The organism is Micromonospora sp. NPDC005237 (genome assembly GCF_040607775.1).
Lineage (GTDB): Bacteria > Actinomycetota > Actinomycetes > Mycobacteriales > Micromonosporaceae > Micromonospora.
The window spans coordinates 106101-120207 of record NZ_JBEXHJ010000001.1 but is presented as its reverse complement, the minus strand read 5'-3'; the positions used below and the strand labels follow the sequence as shown (position 1 = coordinate 120207).

Sequence of the window (14107 nt, the reverse complement as noted above, 5' to 3'; positions counted from 1 at the left end):
CTCACGAGTACACCTCCTCCTGCTTGCGGGTCCGCCGGAAACTGACCGCCGAGACGACGGCGACGATGGCGAAGATGAACAGCGAGATCGCGGCGGCGAAGCCGAACTGCGCGCCCTGCCCGCCGAAGGCCAGCCGATAGGTGTACGTGATGAGCAGGTCGGTGGCGCCGTTGGTCGGGTTGTCGGCCGGGAAGGGCGCGCCCTCGGTGGTCAGGTAGATCGCGTTGAAGTTGTTGAAGTTGTACGCGAACGACGAGATCAGCAGCGGAGACAGCGCGACCAGCAGCAGCGGCAGGGTGACCGCGCGGAAGGACTGCCAGGGCGACGCCCCGTCGACCGACGTGGCCTCGGTCAGCTCCCTCGGGATGGCCTGCAACGCGCCGGTGGCCACCAGGAACATGTACGGGTAGCCGAGCCACAGCTGCACGAGGATGACCGCGAAGCGGGCCGTCCACGGTTGGCCGAACCAGTCCACGTCCAGCCCGAACAGGTTATTGATCAGGCCGAAGTCGGCGTTGAACATGTCCCGCCAGGCCAGCAGCATCGCGAACGACGGCATGGCGTACGGCAGGACCAGCAGCACCCGGTAGAGGTTGGTGCCCCGCATCCGGGGCGAGTGCAGCACGAGCGCGATCAGCATGCCGAGCAGGAACGTGCCTGCGGTGGAGGCGATGGCGAACGCGAAATTCCAGATCAGGGTGCCCAGGAACGGGCCGGAGATGTTCTCGTCGGTGAGCACGCGGGTGAAGTTGCGCAGCCCGACGTTGATTTTCCAGCCCTGGGCCAGCCGCTCGCCGTCGGCGGCGACGAAGGCGCCCACCTCCTCGTCGGCGGTCCAGGTCTGCCCGGTTCCGGTGTCCCGGACGCAGTCGCAGCCGGCGTCGTACGCCCGCACCGCCTTGCCCTCGTACGCCCGGGACAGGCCGCTGGACCGCAGCGCGCCACCGGCGGTCGGGACGACCAGGTCGGTGATCTCCTTGCTGCGGGCGCTGGCCTGGCCGAAGTTCAGCACGGTGTAGCCGTCGGCGGCGGTGACCTTTCCGCCCGTGCCGACGGTGACGTCGGCGGCGTCGAGTCGGCGCAGCCCGCCCGCGTCGCCGGCGGAGACCGCCCCGGTGGTGGGGTCGGTGACCAGGAAGACCAGTGGCGCGGTGGCCGGGTCGCCCTTGGTGGCGACCGACAGGGCGTACTCGGCGGAGCCGGGCACCTGGGTGACCGACGAGGTCTGGATCGCGACGATCGCCTCGTCCTTGCTGCCCCGGTGCCCGTCACCGAAGTTGGTGAAGGCGGTGCTCGCCGTGTAGAGCACGGGGAACACCTGGAAGGCGATGAGGAACAGGGTGCCTGGCACCAGGTACTTGGCCGGGATGTGCCGCCGGGTGAGGTAGAGGTAGAACAGCCCGGCGGTGGTCGCCGCCAGCAGGGCCAGGCCGGCCCACTTCTCCCCGTCGATGAGCGGGAATGCCGCCCAGAGGGCGATGCCGGCGGTGAGGCCGAGCAGGAGCACCTTGCCGGCGAGGCCGGTCAGGGTGATCGGCGCGTGGTCACGCGAGCGCGGGGGTCGGGAGCCGACGGGCCCCCGGCCCGGGGTCTGCGTGGCAGACCCCGGGCCGGACAGCGGCGTACTCATTACTTGATCTGGCCGGAGATGGTCTTGCCGGCGGCGGTGATGGTGCTGGTCGGGTCGGCCCCGCCGATGACGGCGGCCTCGGCCTTGCCGAACGGGTCCCAGATGGCGGCCATCGCCGGGATCGCCGGGAGCACCTGGCCGTTCTTGCCGGCCTCCTGGAACTTCGCCAGATCCGGGTCACTGCCCTTGACCTGGTCGAGGGCGGCGGTCAGCGCCGGCGGCCGGGGCTCGGCGTTGTAGAGCGCGACGGCCAGCTCGGGAGTGGTGGTGTAGTTGGCGACGAACTCCTGGGCCAGTGCCTTGTTCTTGCCCTTGGCGGCGACGTAGAACGCCTGCACACCCACGAACGGCTGGGCTTCCTTACCGCCGGCGAAGCCGGGGATGGCGGAGATGTCGTACTTGACGTTGGCCTTCTTGACGTCGGCGATCGCCCACGGCCCGGAGACCAGGTACGCGCACTTCTTGCCGGTGAAGGTGGCGATCGAGTTGGTGTCCGCGATGGAGCGCTTGAGCACGCCCTCGCCCTTCTCGCCCAGCGCGCTGATCTTCTTGAACGCCTCGATCGACGCGGGCTTGCCCACGCCCAGGTCCTTCGGGTCGTAGTCCCCGTTGGCTCCGGTGCCGAAGAGGTAGCCGCCGGCCGAGCTGTAGAGCGGGTAGATGTGGTACGCGTCGCCGTTCTGGCCGACCTGGAGGCAGAGCGTCTCGGTGGCCTTCTTCGACGCCTTGAGCTGCTTGCCCGTGGCGACCAGGTCCTCGATGGTCTTCGGCGCCTCGGGGGCCAGCTCGGTGTTGCGGATCAGCGCCAGGTTCTCCTGCGCGTACGGCACACCGTAGAGCTGACCGTTGAAGGTGACCGCCTTGATGGCGGTCGCGTTGAACGCGCTCTTCTGCTCGGCGGCGAGCTGCACGGGGTCGATGGCGCCGTTCTGCACCAGGTTGCCGATCCAGTCGTGCGCGCCGACCACCACGTCGGGGCCGCTGCCCTGCTGCGAGGCGGTGACGAAGTTGGTCTGCAGGTCCTTGCTGACGGCCTGGACCTCGACGGTGACGCCGTTCTCCTGGCCGAACTTCTCGGCGAACGGCTTGAGGGCAGCGGTGCGCTTGTCGTCCGCCCAGATCACCAGTTTGCCGCCGGCCGCCTTGGGGGATTCCTTCGCGGCCGGCTTGTCGCTGTCGCCACCACAGCCGGAGGCGGCGAGCGCCAGGGCGAAGAGGGCGACCACACCCGCGGTACGGATGCGCATCGGTACTCCTGTCGTCATGGCGGATCCGCCGGGGGAAGGACGGTCCGCCAGTGGGAAAACTGAAAGTTTTTGCCAACCGGCGCAGCGATGCTGCGCCGCTGCTCGCGTATGTTGCGGGGACGTTAGCAAGAGGTTGCAGATAATGGAAGGGCTTGCAGAGAGCCCCGCAAGAACTTGCCGGTGGGCTAAAGTGCCGCCATGCGCGCTCGACTGTCCGACATCGCCCAGCAGGCCGAAGTCAGCGAGGCCACGGTGTCGCGGGTGCTCAACGACCGCCCCGGCGTGGCCCCGGAGACCCGACAGGCCGTCCTCACCGCCCTCGACGTCCTGGGCTACGAGCGACCGGCACGACTGCGCAAGCGCAGCGCCGGCCTGGTCGGCCTGGTGGTGCCCGAGTTGGACAACCCGATCTTCCCGGCGTTCGCGCAGGTCATCGAGTCGACGCTGGCGCAGAGCGGGTTCACCCCGGTGCTCTGCACCCAGACCGCCGGCGGCGTGACCGAGGACGAATACGTGGAGATGCTGCTGGACCGGCAGGTCTCCGGGATCGTCTTCGTCTCCGGCCTGCACGCCGACACCGCCGCCAACCACGACCGCTACCGGGCGCTGATCGCCCGGCCGCTGCCGGTCGTGATGATCAACGGGTACGTCCCCGGCATCGGCGCCCCCTTCGTCTCCTGTGACGACCGGGAGGCCGCCGACCTGGCCGTGGCCCACCTCGTCGCGCTCGGGCACCGGCGGATCGGCCTGATCACCGGCCCGGACCGGTTCGTGCCGGTGCAGCGCAAGGTGGCCGGCTGGCGGGCGGCGATGACCCGCCTGGCCGGCGTCGCCGAGGCCGACCTCGGCCCGCTGGCCGAGCTGACACTGTTCGGTGTGGAGGGTGGCGAGGCGGCGGCCGGCCGGCTGCTCGACCGGGGCGTCACCGGCCTGGTCTGCGGCTCCGACCTGATGGCGCTCGGTGCGGTGCGGGCGGCCCGGCAACGCGGTCTGACCGTTCCGGGCGACCTCTCCGTGGTCGGCTACGACGACTCACCGCTGATGGCTTTCACCGACCCGCCGCTGACCACGGTGCGGCAGCCCGTCATCGCCATGGCGGTGGCGGCGGTCCGGGCCCTGGTGGACGAGATCAACGGGCACGGCGCCCCGCACTCGGAGTACCTGTTCCGCCCCGAGTTGGTCGCGCGGGGCTCGACCGCGGTCGCCCCGGCCGCCGTGCGGTTTCCTTACGCAAGATCTGCTTGACTCTTGCAGAGGCGGGCGGCATATTGCTCAGACAGCCGCGCCCGAGCCTGAGACAGACGGGGAAACATCACCAATGACCGTCAGCACCATCACCCCGCCCCGCACCGACGACGACTGGTGGCGCTCGGCGGTCGTCTACCAGGTCTACGTGCGCAGCTTCGCCGACAGCAACGGTGACGGCGTCGGCGACCTCGCGGGCATCCGGGAGCGGCTGCCGTACCTGCGCGACCTCGGGGTGGACGCGCTCTGGCTGACCCCCTTCTACACCTCCCCGATGATCGACGGCGGATACGACGTCGCCGACTACCGCGACGTCGACCCCCTGTTCGGCACCCTCGCCGACTTCGACGCGATGATCAGCGACGCGCACGCCCTCGGCCTGCGGATCATCGTCGACCTGGTGCCCAACCACACCTCCAGCGCGCACCGCTGGTTCGTCGACGCCCTCGCCGCCGGCCCCGGCTCGCCCGAGCGGGCCCGCTACCTCTTCGCCGACGGCCGGGGCGAGCACGGTGACCTGCCCCCCAACGACTGGGAGAGCATCTTCGGCGGCCCGGCCTGGACCCGGATCGCCGACGGCCAGTGGTACCTGCACCTGTTCGACCCGGCCCAGCCGGACCTGAACTGGCGGCACCCCGAGGTCCGCGCCGAGTTCGAGGACGTCCTGCGGTTCTGGCTCGACCGGGGCGTGGACGGCTTCCGCGTCGACGTGGCCCACGGCATGATCAAGGCCGAGGGTCTGCCGGACGTCGGCTTCAGCACGGCGACGACCGGGCAGCGCCAGGTCGACCTGCTCGGCAAGGCCCGCCTGCCCTACTTCGACCAGGACGAGGTGCACGAGATCTACCGCGCGTGGCGACCCATCCTGGACAGCTACCCCGGCGGTCGGATGGCGGTCGCCGAGGCGTGGGCCGAGACGCCGCAGCGGCTGGCCCGCTACATCGGCCCGGACGAGCTGCACCAGGCGTTCAGCTTCGACTTCCTCGACGCCACCTGGTCGGCCGACTCGTTCCGCAAGGTGATCGACACCGCCCTCGCCGAGGCGACAGTGGTCGGCGCGCCCACCACCTGGGTGCTGTCCAACCACGACAAGCAGCGGCACGTCACCCGCTACGGCGACGGCGCCGAAGGGCTGCGCCGGGCGCGCGCCGCCAGCCTGCTGATGCTCGCCCTCCCCGGCAGCGCCTACCTCTACCAGGGCGAGGAGTTGGGCCTGCCCGAGGTTCTCGACCTTCCCGACGAGCTGCGCCAGGACCCGGCGTTCCTGCGGACCGGCGAGAGCCGCGACGGCTGCCGGGTGCCGATTCCCTGGAGCGGTGAGCTGGCGCCGTACGGCTTCGGGCCAGCCGGCAGCGAGCTGAGCTGGCTGCCCGCCCCGACGACCTGGGACGCCCTGTCGGTCGCCGCGCAGGCCGGTACGCCCGACTCGACGCTGGAGCTGTACCGGGCCGCCCTGCGTATTCGTCACGAACACCCGGCGCTGGCCGTCGACGCCGGCGAGGTCACCTGGTTGCAGGCCGAACCGGGCGTGCTGGCCTTCTCCCGCACCGCGGGCACCACCGCGCTGACCTGCGTCGTCAACCTCAGCGGAGCGCCCGTGGCCCTCGACGGGTACGGCGAGCTCATCGTCGCGAGCGCGCCGCTCACCGATCGCCTGCTGCCCGTCGACGCGGCCGCCTGGTTGGAACGGCGCTGAGCGGGTAAGCCCAACTCGACCTGGTCGTCCGTCGTGCCCCGCGCCAACGGGCGACTGGGCTACCGGCCCCTTGTGGTGGGGGGTGAGGTGCACCGGCGTCACGCGGAGTCCACTCCGCGCGGCGCCGGTGTCCGTGTGTGACAGGTGGTGTGCCCCGGTGCACGGCACGTCGACTCGGCCAGACCGAGAACGAACGGTTCACCGTGCTCGCCGACCCCGAGGGCAACGAGTTCTGCGTGCTGGACGGGCCGCCGACCCGCTGAGCGGTCGCGTCACTTCGCGGTGAGCAGCGCCGCGATCCGGGTGAAGCCGGCGCGCACCTCGGCCTCGTCCGGCGGCTCGGCGGGCTCACCGTGGCCCGCCTCGTCGGCAGCCGCGTCCAACTCCTCGTCGATCACGTCCTCGAAGTCCCCGTACAGGTCAGCCCCCTCGACCTGCCGGGCCTCGTCCTCCGCTGCCACCTGCGCGGCGGCGATCTCGCTGCGGATCTCGTCGGCCGACAGCGCCGGCAGCAGCGGCTCGACCACGGCCATCAACTGCTCATCGGCCACCACCGCCTCGGCCAACGCCAACGCGTGCGGCCGTTCGTACGGCCCGCAGACCACCGGCTCCCACTCGTCGAGGTCGCCCAGCGGCCCGAAGGTGATGATCCACGGCAGGCCGAGCATCGGCGAGTCGGCCGGCAGGTCCAGTGTCATGAGTGCGCCCACGGGCTCATCATGGTCCGCGAACGCGAGCATCGGTGCCGTTCCGTTCAGTTACCGCCCGTCCGGCGCCCGATCGGCCGTTCAGCGGCCCGGCGCTATACCGCCGCGAATCAACGCGCGTACAGGGTGAGCGCGAAGTTCTCGTCGGAATTGTGGTTGGCGTTCAGTTCGTACTCAGAGGTCCGCCGGAGCTGATAGGTCGGAGCGGAGAAGTCCACGCCGACCAGCCAGTTGAGCACCGCCTTGCGTTCCTCCGCCTTGAGCACCGGACCGATGCAGCCCTCGACCAGCGACTGCAACAACGGCCGCTGCACGGCACCACCCAGCTTGACCATGCAGAGGACCTGGGCCACCTCGTTCGTGCGGTCCTTCGAGGGCTGACCGACCGCGGCCGACAACTGGCCCTGCTTACCGGGCAGGGTCACCCGGATGATGTGCAGCGCGCCGTCCACCGTCACCGGGACGGGCCACCGCCCGGCCCAGGCGTCCATGACCTTGCTCGGTGTCATGCCGGGGAACGCCGCCATCGGTCCGGAAGGAGTGACGGCGGGTGAGCTGTTCACGTCCTCCCCCGGGTTGCCTCTGGTGCCCTGCGAGGCGGCGGGAAGCGCTCTCCCATCCTGGTCGCGCGACACCACGACACGCACGAGCGCCGCTAGCATCAGCGCCACGGCAGGCACCGCCAGCAGGAGCCATCTTCGCGATGTCGTCCTGCGGCCCACCGCAACCGATTCGGCTTCCCGTGCGGTCTCGTTCACATTGCGCTCCCCGTGTCACAGCTCATGCGGCAGCGACGTCGCAACCCGCCGCAGACCGCCTCGCAGGGTACGCACAGCCGCAACATCGGTCAATATTGCGCATTCATTGACATCTCTGGAGCCGGTAGCCCTCGGCAACACAAGCAATAACCACGGGGGGAACGTTGATCGACCTGCAGGGCTCAGTCGTGCCGGGTGGCGTCGACGGCGGCGCGGACGAGAGCGACAGCACGGTCCGGGGGTACGCCCAGCCGCCGGGCCTCGGCGGCGTACTCGACGGCGGCCCGGTGCAGCCGGTCGACGGCGTCGTCGCGGCCGGGTGCGACGAAGGTGCCGTTGCGCCCCCGGGTCTCCAACAGCCCCGCCACCTCCAGTTCCCGGTACGCCCGCGCCACCGTGTTCGCGGCCAGCCGCAGGTCGGCGGCGAGCTGCCGGACGGTGGGCAGTCGGCTGCCCACCGGCAACCGGCCGTCGCCGATCAGCTCGGCGAGCTGCACCCGCACCTGCTCGTACGGGGGCACCGGCGAGTCGGGATCGACCGTGATCAGCACGTCAGGCACCTCCGCCATCAGCCCGCACCGCCCGGCGCACCGGGATCGGTGTCCTCGTCGAGATCCACCGGAGGGGCGCCCTCCGCCAGATCCACCACCCGCCCGCTCGTACTGGTCGCGAGCAACGCCGCCCCGAACAGCACCAGTTGGTTGAGCAGGTAGAGGTAGAGCAGCAGACCGACCGCGCCGGCCACCACCGTGTACGCCGGGTTGCGCTCGGTGCGCACCACGTAGTACCGCCCGACGGTGTTGAGCAGCGTGATGCCGATCGCCACCAGCAGCACCACCGGGCGCAGCCGGGACCGGCTCATCCGCAGCCGGGGCACCGCGAGCAGCAGCGCGGTGGCGAGCACCGCGTTGACCAGCACGCTGAGCACCGCGCTGACCGTGGTCAGCCCGACCGACCCGGTGCTGCGCAGCAGGAAGCGCAGCAGCGACTCCAACGCGTCCACCGCCGCCACCGAGAGGCCGAGCAGCACGAAGACGCCGATCATCACCCCCAGGTCGACCAGCCGCCGGACCACGAGGTTGCCGGGTTGCTGGTTGAGCGCGTACATGAGGCGCTGAGAGGAGCGGATCGCCTCCACCCAGCCGATGCCGGTGAAGACCAGGATGACCAGGCCGACCACGCCGACCGTGCCGCTGGAGTTGGCGATCTGCTGCGCGTCCAGGAACGGCAGGTTCTCCTTCAGGAACCTGGCCGCCGCCGTGGAGACCTCGTCGTTGTCCTCCAGGATCGCGCCGAAGATGGAGTACGCGACCAGAGCCAGCGCGAAGACGGCGAAGAAGCCGTAGTAGGCGATCGCCGCGGCGAGCCGCCCGGCCAACACCTCGGCGTAGAGCGCCCCGGCACGCCACACGTGGTCGAACAGGCTCGACCGGCTGCGCGCGGCACCCACCCAGCGGTCGATGCCCGCCTCGATACGGCCGATCACGTTCACGCGATCATCCTCGCCGATCTTTCACCGCCGCCGTCGCAACCGGCGCAATAGTGCTCGCCGCCCGGCGGGTCGCCGACCGTCAGTCGCCGAGGCGGAAGTCCCGGCGGGGCTGCCACCGGGCCTGCCCGCTGTGCGAGAAGAGGGTGAACCCGTCGACCTCGAACATCGCGGAGAAGTCGGCCAGATCCTCGTACACCTTGTCCAACGCCTCGCCAGGGACGTCCTGCGCCACGGTGACGTGCGGATGGTACGGGAAGCGGGTCTGGCGGTGCAGGCCCGGCGCGGCCGCGATCGCGGCGGCCAGCAGTTCGCATTCGCTGATCCCGGCGGCCACCGCGACGAACACCACCTGCGTCACGGGCCGGAACGTGCCGGTGCCCCGCAGGTGCAGCGTGAACGGCAGATGCGCGGCGGCCACAGCGGCAAGGTGCCGCTCGACGCCCGGCAGGACGGCGGTCGGGATCTCGGTCGGACCGAGCAGCGTCACGTGTGCCGGCACCGCGAGGGGATCGCCCGCCTCGACCCGGCGCCGGGTGAGCTGGGCCCCCCACGGCTCCGGGATGTCCACCGCTATGCCGATCTGGACGGTGTCGCCGGACGGCGGCACCCCGCCACTGCGATCCACGCTCCGTGCCGCCACGTCGGCCACCGACCCGCCCACCCGTCCCGCAGCGCTATTCGCCGCGCACCGGCGGGAAGAAGCCGACCCGCTCGTACGCGGACCGCAGGGTCGCGCCGGCCACCGACCGGGCCTTCTCCGCACCGGCGGCGAGCAGCTTGTCCAGCTGCGCCGGGTCGTCGAGGTAGGTGCGCGTGCGCTCCTGGATGGGGCGGACGAACTCCGCCACGACCTCGGCCAGCTCCTTCTTGAGGTCTCCGTAGCCGCGGCCGGCGAACGCTGCCACCAGCTCGTCGATGCCACGCCCGCTGAGCGCCGAGTAGATGGTCAGCAGGTTGGACACGCCCGGCTTGGTCTCGGCGTCGAAGACGATCTCCCGACCGGTGTCGGTCACCGCGGAGCGGATCTTCTTGGCCGACCGGGCCGGGTCGTCCAGCAGGTCGATGATGCCGGCCGGCGAGGACGACGACTTGGACATCTTCGCCGTCGGGTCCTGCAGGTCGGTGATCTTCGCGGTGTCCTTGACGATGTGCGGCGCGGGCACCGTGAACGTCGCGCCGAACAGCGAGTTGAACCGCTGGGCCAGGTCGCGGGAGAGCTCCAGGTGCTGACGCTGGTCCTCGCCGACCGGCACCGCGTTGGCCTGGTAGAGCAGGATGTCGGCGGCCTGCAGGACCGGGTAGGTGAACAGCCCGACGCTGGCCCGCTCGTTGCCCTGCTTCTGCGACTTGTCCTTGAACTGGGTCATCCGGCTGGCCTCGCCGAAGCCGGTGATGCAGCCGAGCACCCAGGCCAGCTGCGGATGCTCAGGCACCTGCGACTGCACGAACAGGGTGCTGCGCTCCGGGTCGAGACCGACCGCGAAGAGCTGGGCGGCCGCCACCCTGGTCCGCTGGCGCAGCAGCGCCGGGTCGTGACCCGCGGTGATGGCGTGCAGGTCCACCACGCAGTAGAACGCGTCGTGGGTGTCCTGCAGGGCCACCCAGTGCCGCACGGCTCCCAGGTAGTTGCCGAGGTGGAACGAGTCGGCCGTCGGCTGGATGCCGGAGAAGACGCGGGGTCGCTCGGAAACGTCGGGCATGGCGATAATTCTGTCAGCAAGCAGGCGGGGCCGTCATGACGGGCCGGCGCGTCGGCCCCGGCCGGCCGGTGTCGGGGCGCTGACCTCGCGTGGCACGCCCACGCGCCGCTGCTCCGGCACGCGCAGCGCCGACACCGCGAGCCGGGCGACCCGACGTCCGTCCAGGGCCAGCACCCGCAGCAGCCAACCGTCCGCCGGGTCCACCGGATCGGGACCGCCGTCGTCGGGCGGCTCGGCGGGTACGGGCACCTCGTCCCCGGGCAGTGGCAGCCGGCCCAGCACGGCCATCACGTACCCGCCGACCGTCTCGTACGGCCCGGCGGGCAGCGCCACGCCGGTCCGCTCGGCGAAGTCGGCGAGGTTGAGCCGGCCGTCGACCACCGCCGGCAGGCCGGCGTGCGGCGGGTCGGGGGTCGTGTCGTACTCGTCGTGGATCTCCCCGACGAGTTCCTCGATCAGATCCTCCAGGGTGACGATCCCGGCGGTTCCGCCGTACTCGTCGATCACCACCGCCAGGTGGTGACCCTCCCGGCGCATCTCGGTCAGCGCGGCCAGGACCGGCTTGCTGCCGGGCACCTGCTTGACCTCACGGGTCAGCTCACCGACGGTGACGCACGGGTCGGCGTCCGGACGCAGCAGCACGTCCCGCAGGTGCACGAACCCGACCACGTCGTCCTGGGTGCCATCGGTCACCGGGTAACGGGTGTGCGTCTCGGCCCGCACCAGCCGGGCGGCCTCGGCGATGGTCAGCCGGGCCGGCAGGAAGACCACCTCGGTGCGGGGCATCATCACCTCGCGGACGAGACGCGCGCCGGCCACCAGCACCTCGTCGATGATCCGCCGCTCGTCCGGGTCGAGCACCGTGTTCACCGCGAGCAGGTCCCGTAGCTCGGCCTCGGAGATGCGTTCCCGCCCGGCCGCCGGGCCGGCCCCGAGCAGGTCGGTGACGAGGCGGGTGGCGCCGTCGGCGGCACGAACCAGGATCCGGGCGACGGCTCGGGCGAGCGGGCCGGGGTCGCGGCGGGGCTTCCCCCGCACGCGTCGCCGGAGCCCGGAACGGGCCGCTTCCCGCATGACAGAGATGGTAGACACCGGGTGCCCGCCGTACCGGCGATCGCGCGGAGTCATCGGCGATGTGCGGCTCTGTTTAAACGTGAGAGATTATGATGGAATGGGTTGGCGGCGTGGTCGACTCCGGTCTCATCCGCCGCCGTAGGGTGATCACCAAAGGCCACGTCCCGGCGGGCCAGGCAGGAGGCAACGACGTGAAACTGCTCGTCACCGGGGGCGCCGGGTTCATCGGCAGCGTGGTGACCCGGATGCTGCTCGACGCGGGCCACCAGGTCGTCGTCCTGGACGACCTGCGCACCGGTCACCGCGAGGCGCTCGCTCCGGACGCGACCCACGTCGAGGCGTCCATTCACGACGCCGCCCAGATCCTCACCCCCGACGCCGGCTTCGACGGGGTGCTGCACTTCGCCGCCCTCATCGCCGCCGGCGAGTCGATGGTGAAGCCGGAGCTGTACTGGCAGACCAACACCGTCGGCTCGCTCGCCCTGATCAACGCCGTCCGCGCCGCAGGGGTGCCACGGATGGTCTTCTCCTCCACCGCCGCCGTCTACGGCAACCCCACCGAGCTGCCGATCACGGAGACCGCGGTCAAGGCGCCCACCAACACGTACGGCGCCACCAAGCTCGCCGTCGACATGGCGCTCACCTCCGAGGCCATCGCGCACGGGTTGGCCGCCGTCTCGCTGCGCTACTTCAACGTCGCCGGCGCGCACCTCACCGGCGACGTCGCGCTCGGCGAGCGGCACGACCCGGAGACGCACCTCATCCCGATCGCCCTGGAGGTCGCCGCCGGCCGGCGGGAGAAGCTCCAGCTCTTCGGCGACGACTACCCCACGGCGGACGGCACCTGCGTCCGCGACTACATCCACGTCGCCGACCTGGCCCGCGCCCACCTGTTGGCGCTGGACGCCGCCACCGGGGGCCAGCACCGCATCTACAACCTCGGCAACGGCAACGGCTTCACCAACCGGCAGGTGGCCGACGTGGTCCGCGAGGTCACCGGGCACCCGCTGCCGGTCGAGTTGGCGCCGCGCCGCGAGGGCGACCCCGCCGAGCTGGTCGCCTCGTCCGCGCTGGCCCGTGACGAGCTGGGTTGGGTGCCGCAGAAGCCCACCCTGCACGACATGGTCGGCGACGCCTGGGCCTTCTACCGGACGCACGTCCTGGAGAAGTCATGACCAGCCCCACCGGTGACGTCGTCGAGCGGGCCGCCGCCGGCTTCACCGACCAGTACGGCGGCCAGGCCACCGGCCTCTGGGCCGCGCCCGGCCGGGTCAACCTGATCGGCGAGCACACCGACTACAACGACGGGTTCGTGCTGCCCTTCGCGCTGCCACTGCGTACCGTTGTCGCCGCCGACCGGCAGGATGACGAGCGCTGGACGGTCTGGTCCGAGCTCTCCGACGAGACGATCACCTTCGGCGCGGACGACGTGGCCGAGCCCGGCCGGGTGACCGGCTGGGGCGCGTACGTGGCCGGGGTGGTCTGGGCGCTGCGCGACGCCGGCCACGCGGTGCCCGGCGCCCGGCTGGCGATCGCCTCCGACGTGCCGCTGGGTTCCGGGCTCTCCTCGTCGGCCGCGCTGGAGTCGTCCGTGCTCGCCGCCCTGCTCGACCTCGGTGAGCTGGACCTGTCCCCCGAGCGGCGGCCGCGGCTGGCGCAGCGGGCGGAGAACGTCTACGTGGGCGCGCCGACCGGCATCATGGACCAGTCCGCGGTGATCCGCTGCCGCGCCGGGCACGCGCTCTTCCTCGACTGCCGCGACGAGTCCGTCGAGCACATCCCGTTCGACCTGGACGCCGCCGGGTTGGCCGTGCTGGTCATCGACAGCCGCGCACCGCACCGGCACGCCGACGGGGAGTACGCCGCCCGCCGCCGCTCCTGCGAGGCGGCCGCCAAGGCGCTCGGCGTCGCCGCGCTGCGCGACGTGGCCGTCGACCAGCTCGACAGCGCACTGGCCCGCCTCGACGACGAGGAGACCCGGCGGCGCGTCCGGCACGTGGTCACCGAGGACCAGCGTGTGCTGGACACGGTGGCGCTGCTGCGCGCCGGCCGGGTCCGGGACATCGGCCCGCTGCTCACCGCCTCGCACGTCTCCATGCGCGACGACTTCGAGATCACCGTGCCGGAGATCGACACGGCCGTCGAGGCGGCGCTGTCGGCCGGCGCGCTGGGTGCCCGGATGACCGGCGGCGGGTTCGGCGGCTGCGTCCTCGCCCTGGTGGAGACCGATCGCGCCGAGGCGGTGGCGGCAGCCGTCACGGCCGCGTACGCCGAACGCGGTTTCACCGCCCCCACCACGCTCCCGGTCCTCCCCGCCCCCGGCGCAACCCGCCTGAACTGACCCCCACCCCCGGCCCCCCACCCCCGGCCCCCACTCGCTGGTTGATCAAGAGGTTTGCGTCAGTCCGAGCCCGGATTTTGACGCAAATCTCTTGATCACGAGTCGCGGCGGCGGGCGCGGGGGCGGGGGCAGGGGCAGGGGCAGGGGCAGGGGGGAGATCGTGCTCGTTCATAGAAGTAGTGGCCTCGCCCGGTGGGCGAGGCTACTTCATGGATCG

General features: G+C 71.4%; 14 protein-coding genes. 5 read left to right on the top strand and 9 right to left on the bottom strand.

What is annotated here, in order from left to right; all coding sequences use genetic code 11:
- Position 1: 1 nt before the first annotated feature.
- Positions 2-1630: an ABC transporter permease subunit gene (locus tag ABZT87_RS00660; RefSeq protein ID WP_354860489.1), complete on the bottom strand. Its 1629-nt coding sequence runs from the start codon at positions 1628-1630 to the stop codon at positions 2-4.
- Positions 1630-2877: a maltose ABC transporter substrate-binding protein gene (locus ABZT87_RS00655; protein ID WP_354860491.1), complete on the bottom strand. Its 1248-nt coding sequence runs from the start codon at positions 2875-2877 to the stop codon at positions 1630-1632. Before ABZT87_RS00655 ends, ABZT87_RS00660 begins: the two co-directional genes overlap by 1 nt.
- Positions 2878-3075: 198 nt before the next feature.
- Here ABZT87_RS00655 and ABZT87_RS00650 point away from each other — a divergent pair, with 198 nt between their 5' ends.
- The 3 genes from ABZT87_RS00650 (at position 3076) to ABZT87_RS00640 (ending at position 6081) form a co-directional block, all read left to right on the top strand.
- On the top strand, positions 3076-4122 hold the full coding sequence (locus tag ABZT87_RS00650; RefSeq protein WP_354860493.1) for a LacI family DNA-binding transcriptional regulator: 1047 nt from the start codon (positions 3076-3078) through the stop codon (positions 4120-4122).
- A 73-nt stretch (positions 4123-4195) separates the two neighbouring features.
- Complete coding sequence (locus ABZT87_RS00645; protein WP_354860495.1) at positions 4196-5818, top strand: glycoside hydrolase family 13 protein; 1623 nt, start codon at positions 4196-4198, stop codon at positions 5816-5818.
- Positions 5819-5955: 137 nt separating this feature from the next.
- Complete coding sequence (locus tag ABZT87_RS00640) at positions 5956-6081, top strand: VOC family protein (RefSeq protein WP_354860496.1); 126 nt, start codon at positions 5956-5958, stop codon at positions 6079-6081.
- Positions 6082-6090: 9 nt separating this feature from the next.
- Here the strand turns inward: ABZT87_RS00640 and ABZT87_RS00635 are convergent, their stop codons facing one another.
- The 7 genes from ABZT87_RS00635 to ABZT87_RS00605 all read right to left on the bottom strand — a co-directional run bounded on the left by ABZT87_RS00635 (position 6091) and on the right by ABZT87_RS00605 (position 11549).
- Positions 6091-6528, bottom strand: coding sequence for a hypothetical protein (locus ABZT87_RS00635; protein WP_354860498.1), 438 nt, complete (start codon positions 6526-6528; stop codon positions 6091-6093).
- Between the two features lie 107 nt (positions 6529-6635).
- Entirely contained in the window at positions 6636-7283 is a 648-nt protein-coding gene (locus ABZT87_RS00630; RefSeq protein WP_355132720.1) for a hypothetical protein, read from the bottom strand.
- A gap of 182 nt (positions 7284-7465) precedes the next feature.
- Positions 7466-7852, bottom strand: a complete 387-nt coding sequence (locus tag ABZT87_RS00625; protein ID WP_354860500.1) for a GntR family transcriptional regulator — start codon at positions 7850-7852, stop codon at positions 7466-7468.
- Complete coding sequence (locus ABZT87_RS00620; protein ID WP_355132718.1) at positions 7852-8775, bottom strand: YhjD/YihY/BrkB family envelope integrity protein; 924 nt, start codon at positions 8773-8775, stop codon at positions 7852-7854. Before ABZT87_RS00620 ends, ABZT87_RS00625 begins: the two co-directional genes overlap by 1 nt.
- Positions 8776-8854: 79 nt before the next feature.
- Positions 8855-9424 (bottom strand): 2'-5' RNA ligase family protein, encoded by a 570-nt coding sequence (locus ABZT87_RS00615; RefSeq protein WP_354860503.1) that lies wholly within the window; start codon positions 9422-9424, stop codon positions 8855-8857.
- Positions 9425-9449: 25 nt separating this feature from the next.
- On the bottom strand, positions 9450-10475 hold the full coding sequence (gene trpS / locus ABZT87_RS00610) for a tryptophan--tRNA ligase (protein ID WP_354860505.1): 1026 nt from the start codon (positions 10473-10475) through the stop codon (positions 9450-9452).
- A 33-nt stretch (positions 10476-10508) separates the two neighbouring features.
- Complete coding sequence (locus ABZT87_RS00605) at positions 10509-11549, bottom strand: hemolysin family protein (protein ID WP_354860507.1); 1041 nt, start codon at positions 11547-11549, stop codon at positions 10509-10511.
- A gap of 191 nt (positions 11550-11740) precedes the next feature.
- Here ABZT87_RS00605 and galE point away from each other — a divergent pair, with 191 nt between their 5' ends.
- Complete coding sequence (galE, locus tag ABZT87_RS00600) at positions 11741-12724, top strand: UDP-glucose 4-epimerase GalE (protein WP_355132716.1); 984 nt, start codon at positions 11741-11743, stop codon at positions 12722-12724.
- Positions 12721-13890, top strand: a complete 1170-nt coding sequence (galK, locus tag ABZT87_RS00595; protein WP_355132714.1) for a galactokinase — start codon at positions 12721-12723, stop codon at positions 13888-13890. The genes galE and galK overlap by 4 nt, the downstream gene beginning before the upstream one ends.
- Positions 13891-14107 lie beyond the last annotated feature (217 nt).

What these genes read in the sequence shown, in the direction of transcription:
- ABZT87_RS00660 (WP_354860489.1), bottom strand. Translation starts at nt 1,630, where the DNA reads ATGAGTACGCCGCTGTCCGGCCCGGGGTCTGCCACGCAGACCCCGGGC.
- ABZT87_RS00655 (WP_354860491.1), bottom strand. Translation starts at nt 2,877, where the DNA reads ATGCGCATCCGTACCGCGGGTGTGGTCGCCCTCTTCGCCCTGGCGCTC.
- ABZT87_RS00650 (WP_354860493.1), top strand. Translation starts at nt 3,076, where the DNA reads ATGCGCGCTCGACTGTCCGACATCGCCCAGCAGGCCGAAGTCAGCGAG.
- ABZT87_RS00645 (WP_354860495.1), top strand. Translation starts at nt 4,196, where the DNA reads ATGACCGTCAGCACCATCACCCCGCCCCGCACCGACGACGACTGGTGG.
- ABZT87_RS00625 (WP_354860500.1), bottom strand. Translation starts at nt 7,852, where the DNA reads ATGGCGGAGGTGCCTGACGTGCTGATCACGGTCGATCCCGACTCGCCG.
- trpS (WP_354860505.1), bottom strand. Translation starts at nt 10,475, where the DNA reads ATGCCCGACGTTTCCGAGCGACCCCGCGTCTTCTCCGGCATCCAGCCG.
- ABZT87_RS00605 (WP_354860507.1), bottom strand. Translation starts at nt 11,549, where the DNA reads ATGCGGGAAGCGGCCCGTTCCGGGCTCCGGCGACGCGTGCGGGGGAAG.
- galK (WP_355132714.1), top strand. Translation starts at nt 12,721, where the DNA reads ATGACCAGCCCCACCGGTGACGTCGTCGAGCGGGCCGCCGCCGGCTTC.